This is a genomic window from Tenacibaculum sp. IMCC1, from assembly GCF_054906355.1.
Window position 1 is genome coordinate 280,325 of record NZ_CM142818.1, and the last position, 18,722, is coordinate 299,046.

General features: G+C 31.2%; 17 protein-coding genes and 1 pseudogene. 4 read left to right on the forward strand and 14 right to left on the reverse strand.

Translation table 11 applies throughout. The features are described 5' to 3' along the window. Positions 1-60 precede the first annotated feature (60 nt). Positions 61-2,391 carry a type IA DNA topoisomerase gene (locus ACXIHB_RS01360; protein WP_462098707.1) on the reverse strand — a complete coding sequence of 777 codons (2,331 nt, stop codon included), beginning with the start codon at positions 2,389-2,391 and terminating at the stop codon, positions 61-63. Positions 2,392-2,537: 146 nt separating this feature from the next. Between ACXIHB_RS01360 and ACXIHB_RS01365 the strand changes: the two genes are divergently transcribed. Both ACXIHB_RS01365 and ACXIHB_RS01370 read left to right on the forward strand, forming a co-directional pair. Continuing rightward, positions 2,538-3,971 carry a hypothetical protein gene (locus ACXIHB_RS01365; protein ID WP_462098708.1) on the forward strand — a complete coding sequence of 478 codons (1,434 nt, stop codon included), beginning with the start codon at positions 2,538-2,540 and terminating at the stop codon, positions 3,969-3,971. A 10-nt stretch (positions 3,972-3,981) separates the two neighbouring features. Then, complete coding sequence (locus tag ACXIHB_RS01370; RefSeq protein WP_462098709.1) at positions 3,982-4,944, forward strand: succinylglutamate desuccinylase/aspartoacylase family protein; 963 nt, start codon at positions 3,982-3,984, stop codon at positions 4,942-4,944. 167 nt (positions 4,945-5,111) lie between these two features. Here the strand turns inward: ACXIHB_RS01370 and ACXIHB_RS01375 are convergent, their stop codons facing one another. The 10 genes and pseudogenes from ACXIHB_RS01375 to ACXIHB_RS01420 all read right to left on the reverse strand — a co-directional run bounded on the left by ACXIHB_RS01375 (position 5,112) and on the right by ACXIHB_RS01420 (position 11,049). Next, positions 5,112-5,927 carry a DUF4238 domain-containing protein gene (locus ACXIHB_RS01375; protein ID WP_173361016.1) on the reverse strand — a complete coding sequence of 272 codons (816 nt, stop codon included), beginning with the start codon at positions 5,925-5,927 and terminating at the stop codon, positions 5,112-5,114. 502 nt (positions 5,928-6,429) lie between these two features. Beyond that, the gene (locus ACXIHB_RS01380; RefSeq protein WP_462098710.1) at positions 6,430-6,657 is read right to left on the reverse strand and encodes a hypothetical protein; all 228 of its coding nucleotides are present in this window, start codon (positions 6,655-6,657) and stop codon (positions 6,430-6,432) included. A 185-nt stretch (positions 6,658-6,842) separates the two neighbouring features. Continuing rightward, entirely contained in the window at positions 6,843-7,193 is a 351-nt protein-coding gene (locus ACXIHB_RS01385) for a hypothetical protein (RefSeq protein ID WP_462098711.1), read from the reverse strand. An 11-nt stretch (positions 7,194-7,204) separates the two neighbouring features. Further along, positions 7,205-7,333, reverse strand: a complete 129-nt coding sequence (locus ACXIHB_RS01390; protein ID WP_462098712.1) for a hypothetical protein — start codon at positions 7,331-7,333, stop codon at positions 7,205-7,207. Between the two features lie 501 nt (positions 7,334-7,834). Then, positions 7,835-8,299: a hypothetical protein gene (locus tag ACXIHB_RS01395; protein ID WP_462098713.1), complete on the reverse strand. Its 465-nt coding sequence runs from the start codon at positions 8,297-8,299 to the stop codon at positions 7,835-7,837. A gap of 579 nt (positions 8,300-8,878) precedes the next feature. Beyond that, positions 8,879-9,283: an NAD(P)H-dependent oxidoreductase gene (locus ACXIHB_RS01400; RefSeq protein ID WP_462098714.1), complete on the reverse strand. Its 405-nt coding sequence runs from the start codon at positions 9,281-9,283 to the stop codon at positions 8,879-8,881. 3 nt (positions 9,284-9,286) lie between these two features. Beyond that, entirely contained in the window at positions 9,287-9,706 is a 420-nt protein-coding gene (locus ACXIHB_RS01405; protein WP_349264884.1) for a MarR family winged helix-turn-helix transcriptional regulator, read from the reverse strand. Between the two features lie 88 nt (positions 9,707-9,794). Beyond that, positions 9,795-10,100: pseudogene (locus ACXIHB_RS01410) on the reverse strand (methyltransferase domain-containing protein); the annotation flags it as partial. 78 nt (positions 10,101-10,178) lie between these two features. Beyond that, a complete protein-coding gene (locus tag ACXIHB_RS01415; RefSeq protein ID WP_462098715.1) occupies positions 10,179-10,451 on the reverse strand; it encodes a hypothetical protein in 273 nt (90 codons plus the stop codon). A 124-nt stretch (positions 10,452-10,575) separates the two neighbouring features. Then, a complete protein-coding gene (locus ACXIHB_RS01420) occupies positions 10,576-11,049 on the reverse strand; it encodes a nucleoside deaminase (protein ID WP_159616026.1) in 474 nt (157 codons plus the stop codon). 215 nt (positions 11,050-11,264) lie between these two features. Here ACXIHB_RS01420 and ACXIHB_RS01425 point away from each other — a divergent pair, with 215 nt between their 5' ends. Then, the gene (locus ACXIHB_RS01425; RefSeq protein WP_462098716.1) at positions 11,265-12,767 is read left to right on the forward strand and encodes a hypothetical protein; all 1,503 of its coding nucleotides are present in this window, start codon (positions 11,265-11,267) and stop codon (positions 12,765-12,767) included. A gap of 234 nt (positions 12,768-13,001) precedes the next feature. Here ACXIHB_RS01425 and ACXIHB_RS01430 read toward each other — a convergent pair whose 3' ends face one another. Both ACXIHB_RS01430 and ACXIHB_RS01435 read right to left on the reverse strand, forming a co-directional pair. Beyond that, on the reverse strand, positions 13,002-14,138 hold the full coding sequence (locus ACXIHB_RS01430; protein ID WP_462098717.1) for an NAD(P)/FAD-dependent oxidoreductase: 1,137 nt from the start codon (positions 14,136-14,138) through the stop codon (positions 13,002-13,004). Positions 14,139-14,146: 8 nt separating this feature from the next. Continuing rightward, positions 14,147-17,335: a LodA/GoxA family CTQ-dependent oxidase gene (locus tag ACXIHB_RS01435; RefSeq protein ID WP_462098718.1), complete on the reverse strand. Its 3,189-nt coding sequence runs from the start codon at positions 17,333-17,335 to the stop codon at positions 14,147-14,149. Positions 17,336-17,742: 407 nt separating this feature from the next. Here ACXIHB_RS01435 and ACXIHB_RS01440 point away from each other — a divergent pair, with 407 nt between their 5' ends. After that, positions 17,743-17,991 carry a hypothetical protein gene (locus tag ACXIHB_RS01440; RefSeq protein ID WP_159616018.1) on the forward strand — a complete coding sequence of 83 codons (249 nt, stop codon included), beginning with the start codon at positions 17,743-17,745 and terminating at the stop codon, positions 17,989-17,991. A 225-nt stretch (positions 17,992-18,216) separates the two neighbouring features. Here ACXIHB_RS01440 and ACXIHB_RS01445 read toward each other — a convergent pair whose 3' ends face one another. Next, positions 18,217-18,669: a LysR family transcriptional regulator substrate-binding protein gene (locus tag ACXIHB_RS01445; protein ID WP_462098719.1), complete on the reverse strand. Its 453-nt coding sequence runs from the start codon at positions 18,667-18,669 to the stop codon at positions 18,217-18,219. Positions 18,670-18,722 lie beyond the last annotated feature (53 nt).

The following is an 18,722-nucleotide window of genomic DNA, read 5'->3' on the forward strand; positions in this document are numbered from 1 at the left end:
AAAGAGGGCAGGAGCTAGAACAAGCCATTATGGAATTGGTTGTAACTAATTTAATTAAAATTAGCTATTAGAACTTAATATTTCAAGTACTAGTTCTTTGGTTAACGGTTGTCCGTTAGCCATTTTTTTGATGTTTTCAAAAGTAAACACAAAATCACAACCATTTTTGTATTCAGAGCACCCGTAGGCAGATTTCCCTTTTAAAACGGTTCCTTTGTTACATTTAGGGCAGGTTATTTTTTCACTGTCATTACGAGGAGTTTGTGACGAAGTAATCTCTTCTTTTGTAGTAATTCCTTTTTTTGGTTCAAATTTTAAATTGAAGTTATCATCAAAACGAACCAAACCTTCAACTTTTTCACCTTTTTGTTTGAAGCCTTTTAAATTGGTTGTACATCCTTTATCAAGTAAACGAACTAGTTGGTTTTCGGATATTTTTTTGTCCATAAATTCAAAAGCCAGTGTAAAATCACAACCATTTTTATAAGCAGAACAGCCATAAGCAGCACTTCCTTTTAATAATTGACCTTTTTTACATTTTGGACATTCTTTACCAACAACGGTTTTCTTTTTAGAAGCTGTTTTTTTTGGCGGTTGTTTTGTTTTTTGAGCTTCGTAAGAAATTCGTTTGGTTTTAGAACTCGAACGAACTTCATAGACCAAATCGTCTACCATTTTTTTCATTTGATTGATAAACGTAGCAGCATGGTATTCACCACGTTCAATTTCTTTCAAACGTTTTTCCCAGAGCCCTGTTAATTCAGCAGACTTTAAAAGTTCATTGTCAATTAAATCAATTAAATCAATACCAGTTTGGGTAGGAATAATTAACTTTTTTTGGCGTTCAATATATTTTCTTCTAAATAACGTTTCAATAATACTCGCACGTGTGGATGGTCGTCCAATACCATTTTCTTTCATCAATTCACGCATTTCATCATCATCTACTTGCTTCCCAGCAGTTTCCATGGCACGTAACAAGCTCGCTTCGGTATAATTACGAGGTGGTTTGGTTTCTTTTTCTAAAAAAGAAGGTTCGTGCGGACCTTTTTCTCCTTTTTCAAAAGTTGGAAGCACATCTTTCTCTTCTGTTTTTTTAGAATCGTTTCCATATTCAAAAACAGCTCGCCAACCTTTGGTAAGTATTTCTTTTCCTGAAGTTCTAAAAGGCACTTTATCAGCTTCACCTTTAACTTCGGTTTTTGAAATATCGCTATCAGGATAAAACACGGCAATAAATCGTTTTACAATAATATCATATACCTGTTGTTGGTTGTATTGCAGATTGATTTCTACTCCTGTAGGAATAATAGCATGGTGATCGGTAACCTTTTTATCGTTAAAAACTTTACTTGATTTACGTATTTTTTTTCCTAATAAAGGTTGTGTTAACGAAGCATATTGTTTTAGTCCTTTTAAAATATTTGGAACCTTAGGATAAATATCATTCGGTAAAAAAGTAGTATCCACTCTAGGGTATGTAACTACTTTCATTTCGTATAATTTCTGAACAATTTTTAAGGTTTCATCTGCTGAAAACCCAAATTTGTTGTTGCAGTATACCTGTAAACCTGTTAAGTCAAAAAGTTTAGGTGCGTATTCTTTTCCTTTTTTCTTAGTAACCGAGGTTATTTCAAAATCACTTTCTTTTACCTTGTCGGCAAAAGCTTGTCCGTCTTCTTTCTTTAAAAAGCGACCTTCTTCACAACTAAATAAAGTTTCACGGTATTGCGTTTGTAGCTCCCAATAAGGTTCAGGTTTAAAGTTTTGAATTTCTTTATAACGATCTACCAACATAGCTAGGGTAGGAGTTTGTACCCTACCAATAGATAACACTTGTTTGTAACCGCCAAATTTTACAGTGTACAAACGAGTAGCATTTAAACCTAATAGCCAATCACCAATAGCACGAGAAAATCCCGCGTAATATAAATTATTATAATCGTCGTTGTCTTTTAGGTTTTCAAATCCTTCTTTAATTGCTTCTTCCGTTAGAGAAGAAATCCATAACCGTTGAATTTTACCTTTGTAATTTGCTTGATTGATAACCCATCGCTGAATAAGTTCTCCTTCTTGTCCAGCATCCCCGCAGTTGATAACCACATCGGCTTTTTCAAATAAAGACTTAACAATTTTGAACTGTTTCTGAATACCACTATCATTAGTAACTTTCGTTTCAAAACGCTCAGGAAGCATCGGTAGGTTATTTAAATCCCAGCTTTTCCAGTGCGGTTTGTAGTCTTTAGGCTCTAAAAGTGTGCATAAATGACCAAATGTATACGTAACTGCATAGCCGTTCCCTTCGAAATATCCATCTCGTTTGGTACTGGCTCCTAAGATATTAGCAATCTCACGGGCTACACTAGGTTTTTCGGCGATACAAACTTTCATGAAAGTAATTTAGAGGGTCGAAATTACTAAATTATTTATGAATGTAGAATCTTACTTTTTATAATACTTAATATTTAAAATAGTTGGTATATTTAAAAAATAAAAAAATCGTTTTTAGCTATTTTTAAAAACAAAAATAAAAAAGAATGAAAATAACAGAACTTATAAAACCTAATACATTTAATAACGAGAACCATTGGTATCCTAAGGTGCTGAATGCTACAATTCATCCAATGGTAAACTTTTTTTTAAACCTTGATAAAGAACGAATTATTGCTAGGTATTGTCACTTACATCCAAAAGTAAATGCAGAAAAACTTAGAGAAATTTTATCGTATGAATGTAAGTACTTTTTATGGGGAGGAGCAGATTTGATTAACTCAACATCGGCAGATGGAGATAAAAATATGGTTATTATAGAGAATAACTCATGCCCATCAGGTCAAAAATCAATGCCTTTGTTAGATGATAATAAAGAAGACGGAGTATATCGCTTGTTAATTGAAAGAACGTTTAAACCTATCTTAGAGAAAAAGCGAAAACTTGTTAAAGATGGTAGATTAGCGGTATTTTATGATAAAAATTATATGGAAACATCAGGTTATGCAGCTGTTATAGCTGATGTTTTTAAAGAAGATGTTTTTCTTGTACCTTATTATTCAAATAAAGATAACGATCATATAAAAATAGAAAATGAAATTTTTTATCTAAAACAAGAAGAAGAATGGATTCCGTTACGAGGTATTTTTAGATATGTAACTCAAAAACCATGGAATAGATTCCCAATTAATAGTAAAACAAAGATTTTAAACCCTATTATTACTTGTTTGGCTGGAGGAAGAAATAAAATGGTAGCTGCCAAAGCATATGATATTTACAACACAGAATTAGAAGAATATGGAATGAAAATAAATATTCCAGATACTATTTGGGATGTTAGCAAGAATGAAATTCCGCTGTGGGTAAAAAAAATGGGAGGGCAAGCAGTTATAAAAATACCTTATAGTAATGCAGGACAAGGAGTTTTTACGATTGTTAACGAACAAGAACTAGAAGAGTTTATGAAGTTAGATATCGAATATGAACGATTTATTGTACAAAGTTTAATAGGGAATTACAATTGGAGCTCAGTAAGCACAAAAGGCAAATATTATCATGTTGGTACAATGCCAAATGCTAAAGGAGAAACGTTTGTGTCAGACATTCGTATGATGATTAGTAGTACAAAAGATGGAATAAAACCATTGTGTATGTACTCGAGAAGGGCATTGCTACCGTTGGAAAACGACTTAGAAAGTAGTAAAGATTCTTGGCAAATGTTAGGAACTAACTTATCAGTTAAGTTAGGTGAAAATGAATGGACTTCAGACACTAATCGTTTGTTAATTATGGACAGAAGAGATTATAATAAACTAGGTTTAGGTATAGACGATTTAATAGAAACTTTTATACAAACTGTACTTTCTACCATTGCTATCGACAAAATGTGTATTAGTTTAATAAACTCGAATAAAAAGTTTAAAAAGAAACTATTTACTTCATTAAACAACGATAGTACGCTGTTAAACGAATTATATTAAAAGTATGAGTATGGGACACCAGATTGAATATATTACCGAGTTTGATGTGAATCAAACATCTAAAAATTCTATTAAAAATTATTGGTTAAAGGTTACTTCTAACGCAATGGGAATTCCCACGTGTATTCCTGTCATGGTAGCTAGAGGAAAAGAAGATGGTATTGTATTGGGACTTACAGCTGCGGTTCATGGAAATGAATTAAACGGAATATCAGTTATCCAGCGATTATTTAAAGATTTAGATACAGAAAATTTAAAAGGAACAATTGTAGGAATTCCTGTGGTGAATGTACCTTCGTTTGTTCGAGGGACAAGAGTTTTTAGCGATGGAGTTGATATTAACAGAATTATGCCAGGAAAAGATAATGGAAATACCAGTGAAGTATATGCCAATCGTTTTTTGAATTTGGTAGTAAAGAAGTTTGATTATTTGTTAGACCTACATACAGCTAGTTTTGGTAGAGTGAATTCATTTTACATTAGAAGTGATATGAACAATAAAGTCACCAAAAAATTAGCCTTATTACAAGATGCTGAAATTATAGTACATACACCACCATCAGATGGTACTTTAAGAGGAGCTGCAGAAGAGTTAGGAATCCCATCTATTACTATCGAAGTGGGTAACCCAAATAGTTTTCAAAAGAAAATAATTAAAAGTGGAGTAGCAGGAGTACATAATGTATTGGCATATTTAGGAGTTACGGATGATGAATATGAAACCTCTAAGAGAAATACAATAGTTTGTAAAAAATCCTATTGGTTATACACACAAGAAGGAGGGTTGCTCACAGTACATGTAGATTTACGAGATATTGTAGAAGAAGGAGATCATATTGCTACACTACGAGATGTGTTTGGTAATAGAATTAAGAAATATTACGCTCCAGAAAGAGGTGTTGTAGTAGGAAAGAGTGTAAACCCCGTAAATCAATCAGGTGGACGTATTATTCATTTAGGGATTATAAAATAACTATCAAAAAGGCTGTTTCTTAACTAAAATATATTTTTTGATAAGAAGCTGAATAAGTTTTTATATTTAATCAAACCAATTTTTTTATTCAAGTTAATATTTGGTATTAACCTGTTCTTTTGTTTTTAGTGGTGAAATTTTTTAATAAACTATAATCTAATTAATATTTAAAAGATAATATTATTGCCAGCATTTTTCATAATTATTTGTTGTAACTTCCAACTAAGTTGATCATTTACTAAATGAATACTGTTTGTCTTCAAGTTTTGTAATTTATTTCTTTTAAGGTTAGAATTTTCAAAATATAAGTAAGCGAGGTATGTGCGGTTTATAGGAAAGTAGATTTCACTTTTTTCTGTAATAATTTCATTTTTTATAACAACAGGACTATCGCTAGTAAACCAAGGTGCGTCATCTGTAGATTTAAGAAATATAATTTTACAACTTTCAATCTTTCTTACTAGATATTCAGCAGAAAAAAGTAACGTGTAACTTATTATATCATCAACTGGAAGGTTAGCTACATCTCTGTAAAACTTTGTAGCTTCTATATCTTTTAAGCTATTTGTATGATGAGCACAAATTTGTTTTAAAAAGTTTGTTTTATTATTGGAATTTAAATTAAAATGCATCATTGAATGCCAGTTATTACTTTTTATAGTGAAGTAGGAAATTATTTGAACTAATTTAGTAAAGGAGTTGTTACGTAAGGTTTGGTAATTATCTAAATCTGAAATTATGTTCAAATATATTGGTTCAATATTATAAATTAATTGTTTAAATAGTTGCTCAACTCTAGAAGTATTATTTTCAAAAAAGTAAATACTATTCTCACTTAAAAAATTATCAATACTTTTTTTTAGAATAAATTTTTCTCCAACTTTTAGAACTGAAATGTTAGGTTTATTATCGAACAAGTATTCAAACTGTTTTAGGTATATTTTTAATACATTGAATTGGTTTTGATCTTTTTGAGGCGTCATAAATACTTAATTATTGCTTTTATATGTAACTTTTTATCAATTTTAGTTTTTATAATGTTGTTTTAACAAAGTCTTTTCGTCAATAATCATTCACATTACAAGGTTTGTAGTCTAAGTAATATATCTTTTGAAATATTTTATTAATTGTGCTCTTTTTCTTACAATTATTTATAAGTTACTTGTATGATTGGGGAGAATTGCTAATTAAATTATAAATTACCTTACTTAAGTTTTTATTTTGAGTAGTAATTGTATAAAAAACTATTTACATTTATGATGGCTGTATTAATAAGTTCATTAGTTTTCTTCTCTTTAAATTTTAGATTTAAATTATAATTTAGTTTCCTTTTTTTTATTAAATGCTCGTCAAAACTTTTAAAATTTAATAAAGAGATTGAACAAATAAGATCGTAATTATTTTTAGAAGATGTTTGTTTAGGAATTAAACTTAAATCAGATTTAAATGGTTTCTTAGAAAATAACTCATAATTAAAGTCAACCTTTACTTTTGAATTTTTAAACCTTTCACTAAATTTTCTTTTAAATCAAGGTAAAAATTAATTAGATGGGTATCGCCTTCAAAAATAAAAAGAATAGAATTTTGAGAAGTTAAATCTGACATTATTTTATATTCAATTAAAGAAACACCAGGCTTAAAGTTTTCTTTTTTTTGGCTAAAAATATTTAGGTTTACAAGAAAAAAAAGAAATAATAAGGCAATTTTTTTCATACAATATTTATTAAACTTGTTATTAATTTGATAAAAAACAGTTAGCTATGAGGTAAATATACATTTAATTGATTGGATTTATACAATAACAATAGACGACATAAAACTAACGCAATAGAATAAGATATTTTTAAGTAACATAGTCTATATACGTCATTAAAATTAGCAGATAGCATTACTATTATTTATTCTCTAAAAAATAAGTAAATATTATTTTGGTTTATAGGCTTCCAGTTTTTTGCATGGAAACTGTTTTCTTTCCAGTAAATTATAAGATTTATATGGGCTATTTTTATAGAATCCTTTGTTTGTGTTAATAGGTTTAAAGTGTCTTTATTTTGAGTAATTCCATTCATTTTAAAATGCCCATTTATTTTAGAAATAAAATCACTTAATTCTTCTATCCTTTTAATTTCAACCTGTTCACTATCAGCTTTAGTAAGTTTATCCCACTTGTTTTCTAATTGCTTTTTTGAGTTACAACTTAATAAACTTAAAGAGAAGAATGCAATTAGTAATGTATTTGTTATTCTCATTTCACACCTTTTTATTTTATCACAGCTGTCATTAATTCTTTTTTTATAAACTCTATAGATTCCGCGTAATAATCATTTCCGTCCCAGTCTCCAATTTCTATTTGAGTTTGCTCATTATGTAAACAAATAACAGCTGGCATAGGCTCTAATTGTATGGCAAAAGATACTTTTCCTTCGTCATATATTGCATAACTATTTTCGGTCTCAGCTTCTCCCCAAGTAGTCTTTTCAATAAGTTTAGTTGCTTTTTAAAAAACTTTAAATTATTGAAAATTTCAGGTTCATGTTCTTTTAGAATCTGATAAATATCTTTCCCGAATAGCACATACCTAGTTTTAGCTTCCTCATAAGTCTCCTCAATATATTCTTGAGAATCATTTAATAAAAAGTGAGTCATTTCAATAGTCTTGTTTATGGCTTTACAAATAGGGTAGAATCAGGCAACTCTCTTTATATATTGTTGTAAGTTATTTTGTTTAATTTACAAGTGAAAATAATATCAAAAGAGGGTACTATCTTTTTTATTTCTCCTTTTATATTCTTTTGATAAAAAGGCTCTGTTTTTAAGTATATTTTTCCTTTTATAGTTTCGTTTAGCTTATATTCTATAGGTTTTGTTATTGTCAGTTTAATTTCGTCAGTTAAAAGATTAATGTTGTCAAAGAGGTCTTTTTTTTCTTCTTTTGATTTGGAATAAACTTTCTTAGTAGTTGATAAAGATACTTTTCCTGAAATACTATCTTTATATAGAGATTTTTTAAAAAGAAACCAACACCTCCTGTAAACCCTTGTCCACCAATAATTTTGATAGTATCATTAGATAAATTACAATTACAAACAGATTTTATGAATTTCATATTTAAGCCTCTTTGAGTTTTAAGAAAAGAAAATAAGTCAGAAGACTTATCATTATAAAATTCATTAACGTTTTTAATATCACGTATATTAAAATTTAATTGTCCAATACTGTGACTTCCATATTGTTTTATTTCCACAATACTGTCAATTTTGGATATAATACTTTTATCAATTAGTATAGGGTTTTTAGTTTTTTTATTACAACTATTAAGTAAGAGTAGACATAATATTAATTTTAGTATTCTCATTTTCTTTAATTTTTGCTAACATGTTTATATACGTGATAAAATTACCAATACGTACTTTACACAGTAGAATAAATGGAGGATATAGCAATTTTTACTCATCCAAATATAAAAAAAAGTAAGATAAAAAAGTGTAACTTTTTATTGGGACGACACCCCAAGCCTAATCGGGACAAAACCCGAAGCCTAAGAGGAGTGATACTCCCTCGGTAAGGGGAACGATGCTCCCCGCATAAGGGGAGTAACTTAAAACAACAAAAAAGATAAAAATAGGTGCGTGTGTAGAAAAATGTTTGTTAGGTGTTGTGAGATATAAAGAGACTATAAAAAAATGAATGCTGTTTAGATAAATGTAAAACAGCATTTTGGAGGTGGATTAAATATACATTTAATTTTTTGATTTCATACAAAAAACAATTTTTTCAAAGTAGTTATAAAACAATTTTTTCAAGAATCTTTTCAGTATTAATATTACTTTTATCAAGTCCACCATAAATATTAAAAGAAATAAGTTTCATACCACAAAAATTAATAATTTGTTGTTTAAAAGTTTTTTTAATCCTACTATTTGCGCCAGTAATTTTATAAATAAAAGAAGGAGCACCGGTTTGTAGTATAAACACTTACTTCTTTATTAGATAGTAATCCAACAGGTTTTGAGTTTACATATTTAAAAGCAAATCCTTTAGATAAATTCCATTCAATAAAGTTTTTAAGAATTGAAGGCATACCTCCCCACCAATAAGGAAAAATAAAAATAAGTCGATCAGAATTTTTAATTTTATCTTGATAATATTTCATTTCCTTAGTAATAGGAACATTGTTGGCATTATTAAATGAAAAAAAAGGTTGTTGATTCTTATCCCTATATAAATCAATTATATCAATATTATGTTTTTTTTCATAAGCTTGCTTTAATATTCTTTCAGCCATAGCAAAAGAGAAGCTCTCTTTTTTAGGATGTGCAACGATAAGTAAAATATTCATATTTTAAATTAGGTTTTTTATTATTCTTAATAAGTAATTGTTTAATTCATTTATTTCTTCCTCAGTAAAGTCATTTAAAGCTTTATCTAAAATACTTGAAGCTATATTGTTAGATTTTTCTTTTATATTGATTCCTTCATTTGATATAGAAATTATAGAGTTTCTTTTATCTTCTAAAGAAGTAGTTTTTGTAATTAATTTTAATTTTAATAAACCTTTAATAAGGCTATTAATACTAGATTTATTTTTTAAAGTAATGTCACACAATTCTTTTTGATTTTTTGAATCTGTACTTAAAATTTGTAGTATAATCCATTGTTCAGATGTAATAAATAAGTCTTCTTCAGATAAAGAATTTGTAAGGCTTTTATTTAATAAACGTGATGTTTTACCTATAAGTTTTCCTGTTGTAAATTTTTGCATAATGCAAATCTATAAATAAATGGTTTGAATTCAAACTATTTATTCATAGATAATAAATATCCATTACTTTACTTAGTATGTAATAGTGTTATTCTTTCTTTAATTTGGTTAAGGTATAGGTTCGTTCTACAGAATCACCTGTTTTACTTGTAACTTGTTCAATTTTATGGATAAGCTCGTCAATTTTTAAGTAAGAAGCACTAACAAGTGTTTCCATTTCTTTTGTACCAAAAAGCTGAAACTTATCACCCACAAAAGGTAAGCTTTTCATAAACTCTTTATTAGCATAGGTTAAAATACAAATACCACTGGGTTTTAAAACGCGTTCAATTTCAGTTATTAGTTTTTGGGGATTAGACCAAAAGTAAACTGTATTTACACTCATAATACGATTAAAAGAATTGTTTTTTTAAACGGAATTGTTTCTCCGTCATATAAAGAAAATTCAGCTTGTGTAGCTGTATTAATAGCTTTAGCCAGCCTCTTTGTGCATTGTCTTAGAAATCTCTAACCCAAAGTAATTTATATTGTTAGCTGTGGCTAATAACTTTTGTAAATGTCCGCAATTGCCATGACCAAGCTCTAAAACTGAGTTATTGTCTTCTAACTCTAAAGAATCAATAGTATTTAAAGTCATGTTAATATTAGTCTCGTTCATGTTTTTTCCAACTTCAACGCCTAATTTTCCTTCAGGACAACTTAATTGTTTTTCTAATTCCTTAATTTCTTCTTGTGTTAATTGCATAGCTTTTTTTAGTTGAGTTTAATACTGGTGTGAAATTATCAAAAATAAACTATACGCCAAAGAAGTAGAAGTATATTAAGATACTAAAAAAATCCCTTTGTAAAAGCTACAAAGGGATTTTATTCTAATATTCAATCTTATCTTCTTTCTCAGACCATTTCTGAAAAGGTTCTAAAGCAATATCGCGTCCTATTTGCTCAAACGGAATACTTCTCTTTTCGTATGGTAACGGAATTTCTTTATAAATAAACTCATCATCAAAACCAATGTTAGCAGCATCTTGTTGATTACTACCGTAAAAAACTTTATCAGGACGAGCCCAGTAAATAGCACCTAAGCACATAGGGCAAGGTTCACAAGAGGTATACACCACGCAACCATCTAACTGAAAAGAACCTATATTTTTACAAGCATCACGAATAGCAGTTACTTCTGCGTGAGCTGTTGGGTCATTGGTAGAGGTAACTTTATTGTTTCCACGGCCTATAATTTCTCCATCTTTTACTACAATGCACCCAAAAGGACCTCCTTCATTGTTCTGCATTCCTTTTAAAGCTGCTTTTACAGCTTCACTCATATATTCTTCGTGTGTATTCATTGTTTAATTTTTTTAAAAAAAGGATTACAAAACTAAGTCTTTTCTTTGGCTCAATTTAATAAATAAAATATTTTTTTAAGTATAAGGTATAAATATTACTTACACTTGGTATCAAAAAAAAGCTCTTTATAACTGTAATTTAATAGTTTATGGCATCTTTTTAACAAACAAGAATAAAACTACCTAATTTGTAATTATTATTAAAAAATTAAACAATGAAATTAACAGCCAAACTTATTTTAAATGCAATGCTTGTAATGGGTGTTGTGTTTTTGAATTCTTGTAAAAAGAAGAAAAAAGAAAATGATGTTTTAGAACCAATAGCCAAAATGGTTTATAACCAAACAGCCAAAGATAGTTTATGTGAAAGTAATTGGTTTCCTCATACACAAACTCCACCTCCTGCAGAAGGAAAAGGAAGTCCGTTTGATGTATCGAGCACAACCAATGCAATTTTTCACCAATGGTCTTGGCAAAAGTTTTTATGGCTTACAAAACCAACTGAAGAAGTTGTGTTATTGCCTATTATAACACGAGGTGAACCTACACCAATAAAATTAAAGGTAAAAATACCTCTATTTTTAAACCCAAAAGAAATGCATCAAGTAACGGCTCATATGCAAGATGTAAAGCAAAAAGAAGGAGCTGCTTTGGTTTTAGTAGATACTGCTCAGGCAGGATCGGGGGGAACGTTAAAAACAAACCCTGCGTATAACAAAGAAGGTGTTTCAGAAACAGTATTTTACTCAATTCACGTAAGCCCTACGATGAAAGAATCTTCAAGAAAGTATAGAGACTCTATAATTAGCGGAACTTTAAGTGGAAATAACCAAGCATCTTTTCCGGTAGGTTCTTTAGAGTTAAAAGTATCATGGACACCAGTAACTGCAATTGCTGAAGAAGAGATAGGTAATTATTATACTACAGTGGCGGCTTTAAGTAGAGATGGAGAAACATATACGAATACTGAGGTAGCTTTATTAGGAATGCATGTTGTAGGTATTGTAGAGAATCATCCAGAATTTATTTGGGCTACGTTTGAACACGACGATTTAGCACCAAACTACAATTGGAAAGAAAACAAAGCAATTTCTGCTACTGATAAATTACTTTTTGAAAAAATTAGTACTACTGGAATTGATGGAATTACATGGAGTAATGATAGTGTGAAATTACCATACAAAGCATACGATTTATTTAAGTATGGAGTTCCAAGAGATAGTTTAGGAAACTTTATGAAGACAAGTCAAGAAGAACCTATGAACTTTGATAATATAGAAAATCTTAATACTTGTGTAAAAGAAAACTTAACCGATGTATGGAAAAACTATTTTTATAATGGTTCTCTATGGATTGATACTGATGGAATGACTCCTGAACAGCAAACAGCGAAAATAAATAGTTTAGGAAAAAATATAGGAAAGGCAACACCAAAATCTACTTCGTTAGCAAGAGGGTCGGTAAACTGTGCTAATGTTACTATGGAAACCTACACACAAACTTTTAAAAGTAGTTTAAAAGATATTGAAGCAGACAATTTAGCAAACTGTTTTAGTTGTCATAATACAGTTGGTTTTTCAGATAATAAATCACCATTGTATATAAGTCATGTGTTTAACGCTTACTTATTAAGAGGACAAGGAAAAACATTTAATGAAGTTGAAGCTATTAAAGCGAAGCAAGAAGTAGAAGATTTTATGAAAAACAGCTTAAAGTAACGTTTTTAAGATTGACTTTACAAAAAAGCCTCTCCAGTCTATTTTAGTTACTGAGGAGGTTTTATTTTTGTTAGTTGTTGGTATGTTTTACCTAAAAGAACAGTCATTCCGAACGATAGTGAGGAATCTCACTCAAAAGAGTTACTCTTATTCTTTTATTGTAAGTCTTTATTTTTGTTTCTTTTTATCTTCATTAAGAGGAAGATATGACGAAGTAATCTGTCCGTAAAACTATCAGCTAATACCTCGTCTTTTCCAAAAAGGAGCTTCTTTCCATCTAGTCTCAGTACTGTAGAAAAAGTTTTTATGTTTTAGATAATGATTCCAAACTTGTTGTAGTTGGTTTTCATATAATCTATTGAATTGCTCTTCCTTAGTGGAGTCCAAATCCTTAATGAAATCATAGTTAATAAGTAGTTTTTGAAGCTGCATTGCATTTGCCATAGCGTTGAACATTCCTTGAGAAGAAAGTGGATCAAAACTCATAGCTGCATCACCCAAAGCAACCCATTGTTTACCTGTTACTTGTTCTAAACGAGTAGAGTTAGCACTTACCGTACCATGAAAGTTAACAGTAGTTTCGTTACCTTCAATTAAAGGCTGAATGAGTTTGTGTTCTTTGGCAAAGGATAAAAATGTATTTACATGCTTAAAAGTGTTTCTATCCACTAAATCAGGATCCGTTTGAAAAGCGATGACCCTTTTATTATCGGGAACTACAGCACTATACCACCAACCTAAATCATCAGTAGCAATGGTGCTCATGGTATTTTCTTGGGTATTAGGTAAGCTCATCCAACAAGATATTAACTTATCATACGATGTACGTTGAATACCTAAGCTTTTGGTGAAATGTGATTGTCTACCAGTGGCGTCAATTACGAATTTTGCATGAATAGTATGTGTGGTTCTGTTTTTTAAATCATCAGACTTTGTGGTTATTTTCCAATAATTATTTTCATAAGAGCTATTAGAAAGACGTGTTCCCCAAATACAGTCAACACCTCTTTCAATAGCAACCTTTCTTAGGTAAATTTCAAACTCTTTTCTATCCAAGCTTCTAGAGAAGCCATCGGGGTTTCTTAAATGATCGACAATTTGAAGTTGATTGCTTCCCCAATAGGATTGCATTCCTAAATTATTACGAAATATGGTTTGTTTTACAGCATCCGATTCATTTTCTAGTAAATCTAACTCTTTTAAAATTCGTTGTGCAGCAGGCGCTAGCGATTCTCCAATTCTATCAACAGGTTCAAGTTGTTTATCTACTATGGTAACATTATAATAATTAACTAAAGAAATGGCGGCAATGCAACCTGCAATGCCACCACCTATAATTAGTATGTCAGTAGTACTAGTATATTCTTTCAATTCGTATATTATTTAGGAATATATCTTGAAAAACGTGTCATCTTCTCAGGAATACCAACTTCCACTCTTTTAGGAGCTGCTTCTTGATGTGAATCAGACTGTTTCATATGATGTAACTTAGCAGCAATTAAATGTATGGTTTTAATAACATTGGGTGTTGCTTTAAAGTCTTTTGCTAGTTCATCTTCCGTTAAGCTTAATAAACTACGTTGTGCATCTTCCAATACCAACTGCTCGTTTAATAAATTATCGTGTGATAGTTTATCTACGGCTGCATCTATTGTATTTTGAAGTCCTTTCTTTAACGCATGTTTAGCGGTTAAAACACCTTGTAATTCTTGTATGGTAGCGTTTAATAATGCTGCTTCTTGTTCTGGAGTAGGAGTAATACCCACTTGCATTTCTTCAGGGAAATTTGGATCATGCTGAACTCCTGGACGCTTTTGAACCACGGCTAGCTTATCAAAATACTTAATCATGCTATTAATTTGATTCGTATAGGTTGGTGCTTCACCATCTAAGGGAAGGTTGTCTAACCAATCGGAACGGAAATTAAAGGCTTGAATTCGGGTTTCCTCTGATAAATTCGTATCCATTGTTTCTTTATAACGTTCTTCATTTAAAACGTTGTTTGGTACTCTCGCAGGCCAAAACGTTGGTAAATACGGATCGTATTCACTAGTGTATCCGTCTCTACAACTTGCCGTATCTGTTTGCCAAGGAATTGCCATCCAACGCGTGATACCCCCAGCTACTTGTCCGCCTAAAATAGGCCCTTTTGCCAATGGTAATGTATCATTATTCATCATTGGACCATAATACGTAGTATTAACAGGCGGTGTTTTAGGTGCATGTTTAATTCTAAAAGGAGCCATGTACATACCAGAAGAACGCATAGGCCACGTCATTTCACAACCTGGGTGGAAAGCATCTGCCAAACAAAACTCCATGGCAGCTTTGGTGAGCATATCTGGTTGTTCTGAAACTGGAAGTTCGTCAATGGTAGGCGGTTTAGGAACGTGGGGACATCCAGTCATATCCACATAATCAGCATCGAAATCACCTTGTACCCATTGATCTAAAAACTCTAATTGTAAGTCTGATAAGGTAGCATGTTGTCGAACAGACCCCGTAGAAGGAATGCTGATTGCATCACCATATAGCCAAGGCCATAGTTGAGGTGCTTCTGCTCCCGATACATCAAAACGACGGAAGTTGTTAGAAATCGTTCTTCGCATTTCCATATAGGCAGGCGACGGATTTCCTAATCGTTTAATCCATTCGTTTGTGGTGTAATCAAACTGACCTCCAAAACCAAAAGCTCCTGCAAAACCAGCATTTACCCATTGTAAATCGGTCATACGCTGGAAGATTGGTAAAATATCCTTGGTAAACGAAGGTCTTACAGGACGTACCAACATTTTAGATTTTACAGCAACGTCGCGCATTAAATCCCACATCGTACGTACCGATTTTTGCATTGGTGCATAATCTGGCGGAGCACAAATAACCCACGCAGGGTCTACTTTTAATTTTGTTCCTTCGTATTCTACTTCCGCAGTAACAGGACCGTCCGAAATATCATCGTGCCAACCTTCGTTATTGGCAAAAGTAATAGCGATATCTCCGTTGATGTTTTCCGATTTTCCATGTCCGCCTAACATGATTAGACGTCCTTTTTCATCCGTACGCATTTCACCTAAGTATACTTTTTTCGAAAGAAATTCACCTTCAAAGAAAGGACCTTCGGTAACATTGGTTCCGGTAATAGATTTTGCACCTCCATCAATTAATAAAGAGTTACGGTCTTTTACATCAATATTACGTAACATAGAAGGAGGCATATCAGCAGCTTCAGGAATATCTAAGGCAATGTTAAATTGATACCAAGATGATTTTTGATTGGCTAAATGACTATGCCAGGTAATTTTTGCATTTTCAGCAGTTAATTCTTTTACCGCTTTTCCAGCAGCATTGAATCCGTAGATTCTAAATTGTGCTGCTTGTCTTTTTAAGGCTCCTGTTTTATCTCTGTATGCATAGGGATCGGTTTGTGGTTCAGGATTGTCAACTAATGGACCAATAAAATATTCGTGTTCACTATTTCCTACACGCATGACACCAATAGGAGGGTAGATACCTGCTTTTACAATACAGTCGCTATTTTCATCGGTGTTACCTTCAAACTGTGGATTGATTTCTTTAGGTTCTTGTAATTGCTGTCCGTTGGCTTGATGACGTGCTTCGGCACTTGCCGCATATACTACTTTTCTTGCTTGCGCAATAGAACCTAAAGGCTCATGTTGAGGTAAAGTTCTCCAAATATTGAAGGCTAAATTGCTTCCAAATTCGGCTTGTCCAATACTAGCTACATCTTGTTGAGGCAAGTGTAATTTAGCAATGCAGATATACGGACTTTCTTCTGTACTCCAAACTACCTGAGCATCATCTAATGGCATGGTAGCATCGTTGGTACGCAATTGTATTTCGAAACGGAAGGTCGCTTCTTTGGTTAACAACCGTTGTTGTAAATCGATACCTAAGTAATTGTTATCGTTAAAAGGAGTTCCTTTATAAGTGTCTTCAGGAACTAAACGATATTTTACAATTTGTGAATCACCTAATTTAAAAGGAAGAATTGCCCAATAGCTAGCACTTAGTACACTAGCTTCTTCTTTGGTCATTGCTTTTAAAATACTAGCTAATTCAGGATGTTTTGCTATGTATGAATCGTAATCACGGTCAATAACACCAGCAGTGGTAAAGCTACACATTTGTTGTGCATCACGTGCAAAAAAACGGTCGATGTTTTGAAAGATAAAATCGGAATTGGTACCGTCTCCTAATAGTTTAGGACCTTCCACACCAAAGAGTTTTAAACCGACTCCTAAGGTAGAATGTAAGTCGGGAGAAGTTGGTCCAGTATCACTTGAAAAGCGAACAGCACATTCGTAAGTATCACCAGCAAAAATTCCGATTTTGAATTGTTCTTCGATGTCTTTGTTTACCACAAAACGACCGTAAGCGATACCGTGTTGTTTTCTAAATACAGCTCTCTCGGCAGGTTGTTGTCCGTTTTCAATACGGGTTTTTTGCCCCATTTCTACAAACATTTCTTTTAAACGTTGTGTAACTTGGGTAATGTCTCCATCGCAGTTCCAGCATGATGAAGATTGATTTTGTGAGGGGTTTGTCATTTTTTGGTTAGTTTTAGTTTGACATTATATACCTTTAAAAATAAGGAATATAAGTTAGAGTTGGTTTTAAGAAACTCTTAAGCGTTAGGTTTTCGAGTATTAGTTGTTGATATTTAGATTTGAGAGGATACTCGTAAAACTCACTGATGTTAGTGACAATAGTAGTTGAATACTTTTTATAGATATAAATAGTAGAAATTCTCTATAGAATTAACGTATATCTTTTGTAGTACTATTTGTTATTCGTATCTTCAACCTTTGAAAAAGCAAAAGTAATCCTTACTACATTCCTTTTATTTTTTTAATTGAGCTAAGAGTACATAACGCATAGGTATAAAAGTGTATTATAGTGGTTTATGTGTTTGAAAATAAAAAAAGTAACTACTAAAAATCTAAAATAAATAATTATGATAAAGACAGAGAAGAACAGTAAAGGGGTAATAGGTATTACCCAACAAGCAAGTTTAATAGATAAGAATATTGGTTCGTATAAAGAGCATTTTATAAATGAACATTTTGGGTACACCGTAAAATTATCTAACGGAGTAATTTGTATACCAAGAAAAATCGCTGAAGATTATGAGGTACAAAAAGGAATTGTTACTAATGAAAGAATAAAAGAAATAGCTAAAACCTATACATATCAAGAGATATAATTTATTTTAAAAGTTCGTTAAATAGAAAACCATAACATTTTGTTGTGGTTTTCTATTTTTTAAGCTTATTTTAATGATTATTTTGTTAGTTAATCATCGCTCAAAATTAAAAACTAAAGTATCATTTAAAAAGTAAAGTATTCTATGTATGCTTTTACTTTATAATGTAGAAAATTGTTAGTTTATAAATAAAACTTATAGAGTAATGGTTTGAGAGAAAAAGAATCACGGTTTAAAATAATACCCGAAATTGTTAAATTTATTTGCCTTAAGTTTGTTTTTTGAAAAATAATTAATGGTTTTTGCTATAGCAGGGTTTTGTAAGCTGTGCCTAGAGTAAGCTAAACCTACTTCTCTATAATAACGAGGGCCTTTATACGGCCTAGTTTCAAAACCATACCAACCATCAATAAAATACTCAGGTAAAAAAGTTAAACCTAAACCCGCCATTAATAAAGTTAAAGTTTCAGTTTTTGTACTACAATTACCTACAGTATTAATAGTTTTATTAGCAAAATTTAGGATAGAAATACATTGTTTATGAGCTTCACAAGGAGGACAATGAATGAAGTTTTCATCTTTTAAATCTGCTACCAAATCAATTTCGTTTTTGGCTAATAATTTATGTCCATTGGGAATACATAATAAATAATCTTCTTGCCATAGTGGTAAAAACAAATCTTCTTCTTTCTTCCATTCTTTAACTAATAAATTAATCTCATTATTTTCAT

Excerpts from the sequence above, each read along its gene's own strand:
- ACXIHB_RS01385 (WP_462098711.1), bottom strand. The coding sequence starts at position 7,193 with ATGAGAATAACAAATACATTACTAATTGCATTCTTCTCTTTAAGTTTA.
- ACXIHB_RS01425 (WP_462098716.1), top strand. The coding sequence starts at position 11,265 with ATGAAATTAACAGCCAAACTTATTTTAAATGCAATGCTTGTAATGGGT.
- ACXIHB_RS01375 (WP_173361016.1), bottom strand. The coding sequence starts at position 5,927 with ATGACGCCTCAAAAAGATCAAAACCAATTCAATGTATTAAAAATATAC.
- ACXIHB_RS01395 (WP_462098713.1), bottom strand. The coding sequence starts at position 8,299 with ATGAGAATACTAAAATTAATATTATGTCTACTCTTACTTAATAGTTGT.
- ACXIHB_RS01440 (WP_159616018.1), top strand. The coding sequence starts at position 17,743 with ATGATAAAGACAGAGAAGAACAGTAAAGGGGTAATAGGTATTACCCAA.
- ACXIHB_RS01435 (WP_462098718.1), bottom strand. The coding sequence starts at position 17,335 with ATGACAAACCCCTCACAAAATCAATCTTCATCATGCTGGAACTGCGAT.
- ACXIHB_RS01380 (WP_462098710.1), bottom strand. The coding sequence starts at position 6,657 with ATGAAAAAAATTGCCTTATTATTTCTTTTTTTTCTTGTAAACCTAAAT.
- ACXIHB_RS01365 (WP_462098708.1), top strand. The coding sequence starts at position 2,538 with ATGAAAATAACAGAACTTATAAAACCTAATACATTTAATAACGAGAAC.
- ACXIHB_RS01420 (WP_159616026.1), bottom strand. The coding sequence starts at position 11,049 with ATGAATACACACGAAGAATATATGAGTGAAGCTGTAAAAGCAGCTTTA.
- ACXIHB_RS01370 (WP_462098709.1), top strand. The coding sequence starts at position 3,982 with ATGGGACACCAGATTGAATATATTACCGAGTTTGATGTGAATCAAACA.
- ACXIHB_RS01390 (WP_462098712.1), bottom strand. The coding sequence starts at position 7,333 with ATGCCAGCTGTTATTTGTTTACATAATGAGCAAACTCAAATAGAAATT.
- ACXIHB_RS01360 (WP_462098707.1), bottom strand. The coding sequence starts at position 2,391 with ATGAAAGTTTGTATCGCCGAAAAACCTAGTGTAGCCCGTGAGATTGCT.
- ACXIHB_RS01400 (WP_462098714.1), bottom strand. The coding sequence starts at position 9,283 with ATGAATATTTTACTTATCGTTGCACATCCTAAAAAAGAGAGCTTCTCT.
- ACXIHB_RS01415 (WP_462098715.1), bottom strand. The coding sequence starts at position 10,451 with ATGCAATTAACACAAGAAGAAATTAAGGAATTAGAAAAACAATTAAGT.
- ACXIHB_RS01405 (WP_349264884.1), bottom strand. The coding sequence starts at position 9,706 with ATGCAAAAATTTACAACAGGAAAACTTATAGGTAAAACATCACGTTTA.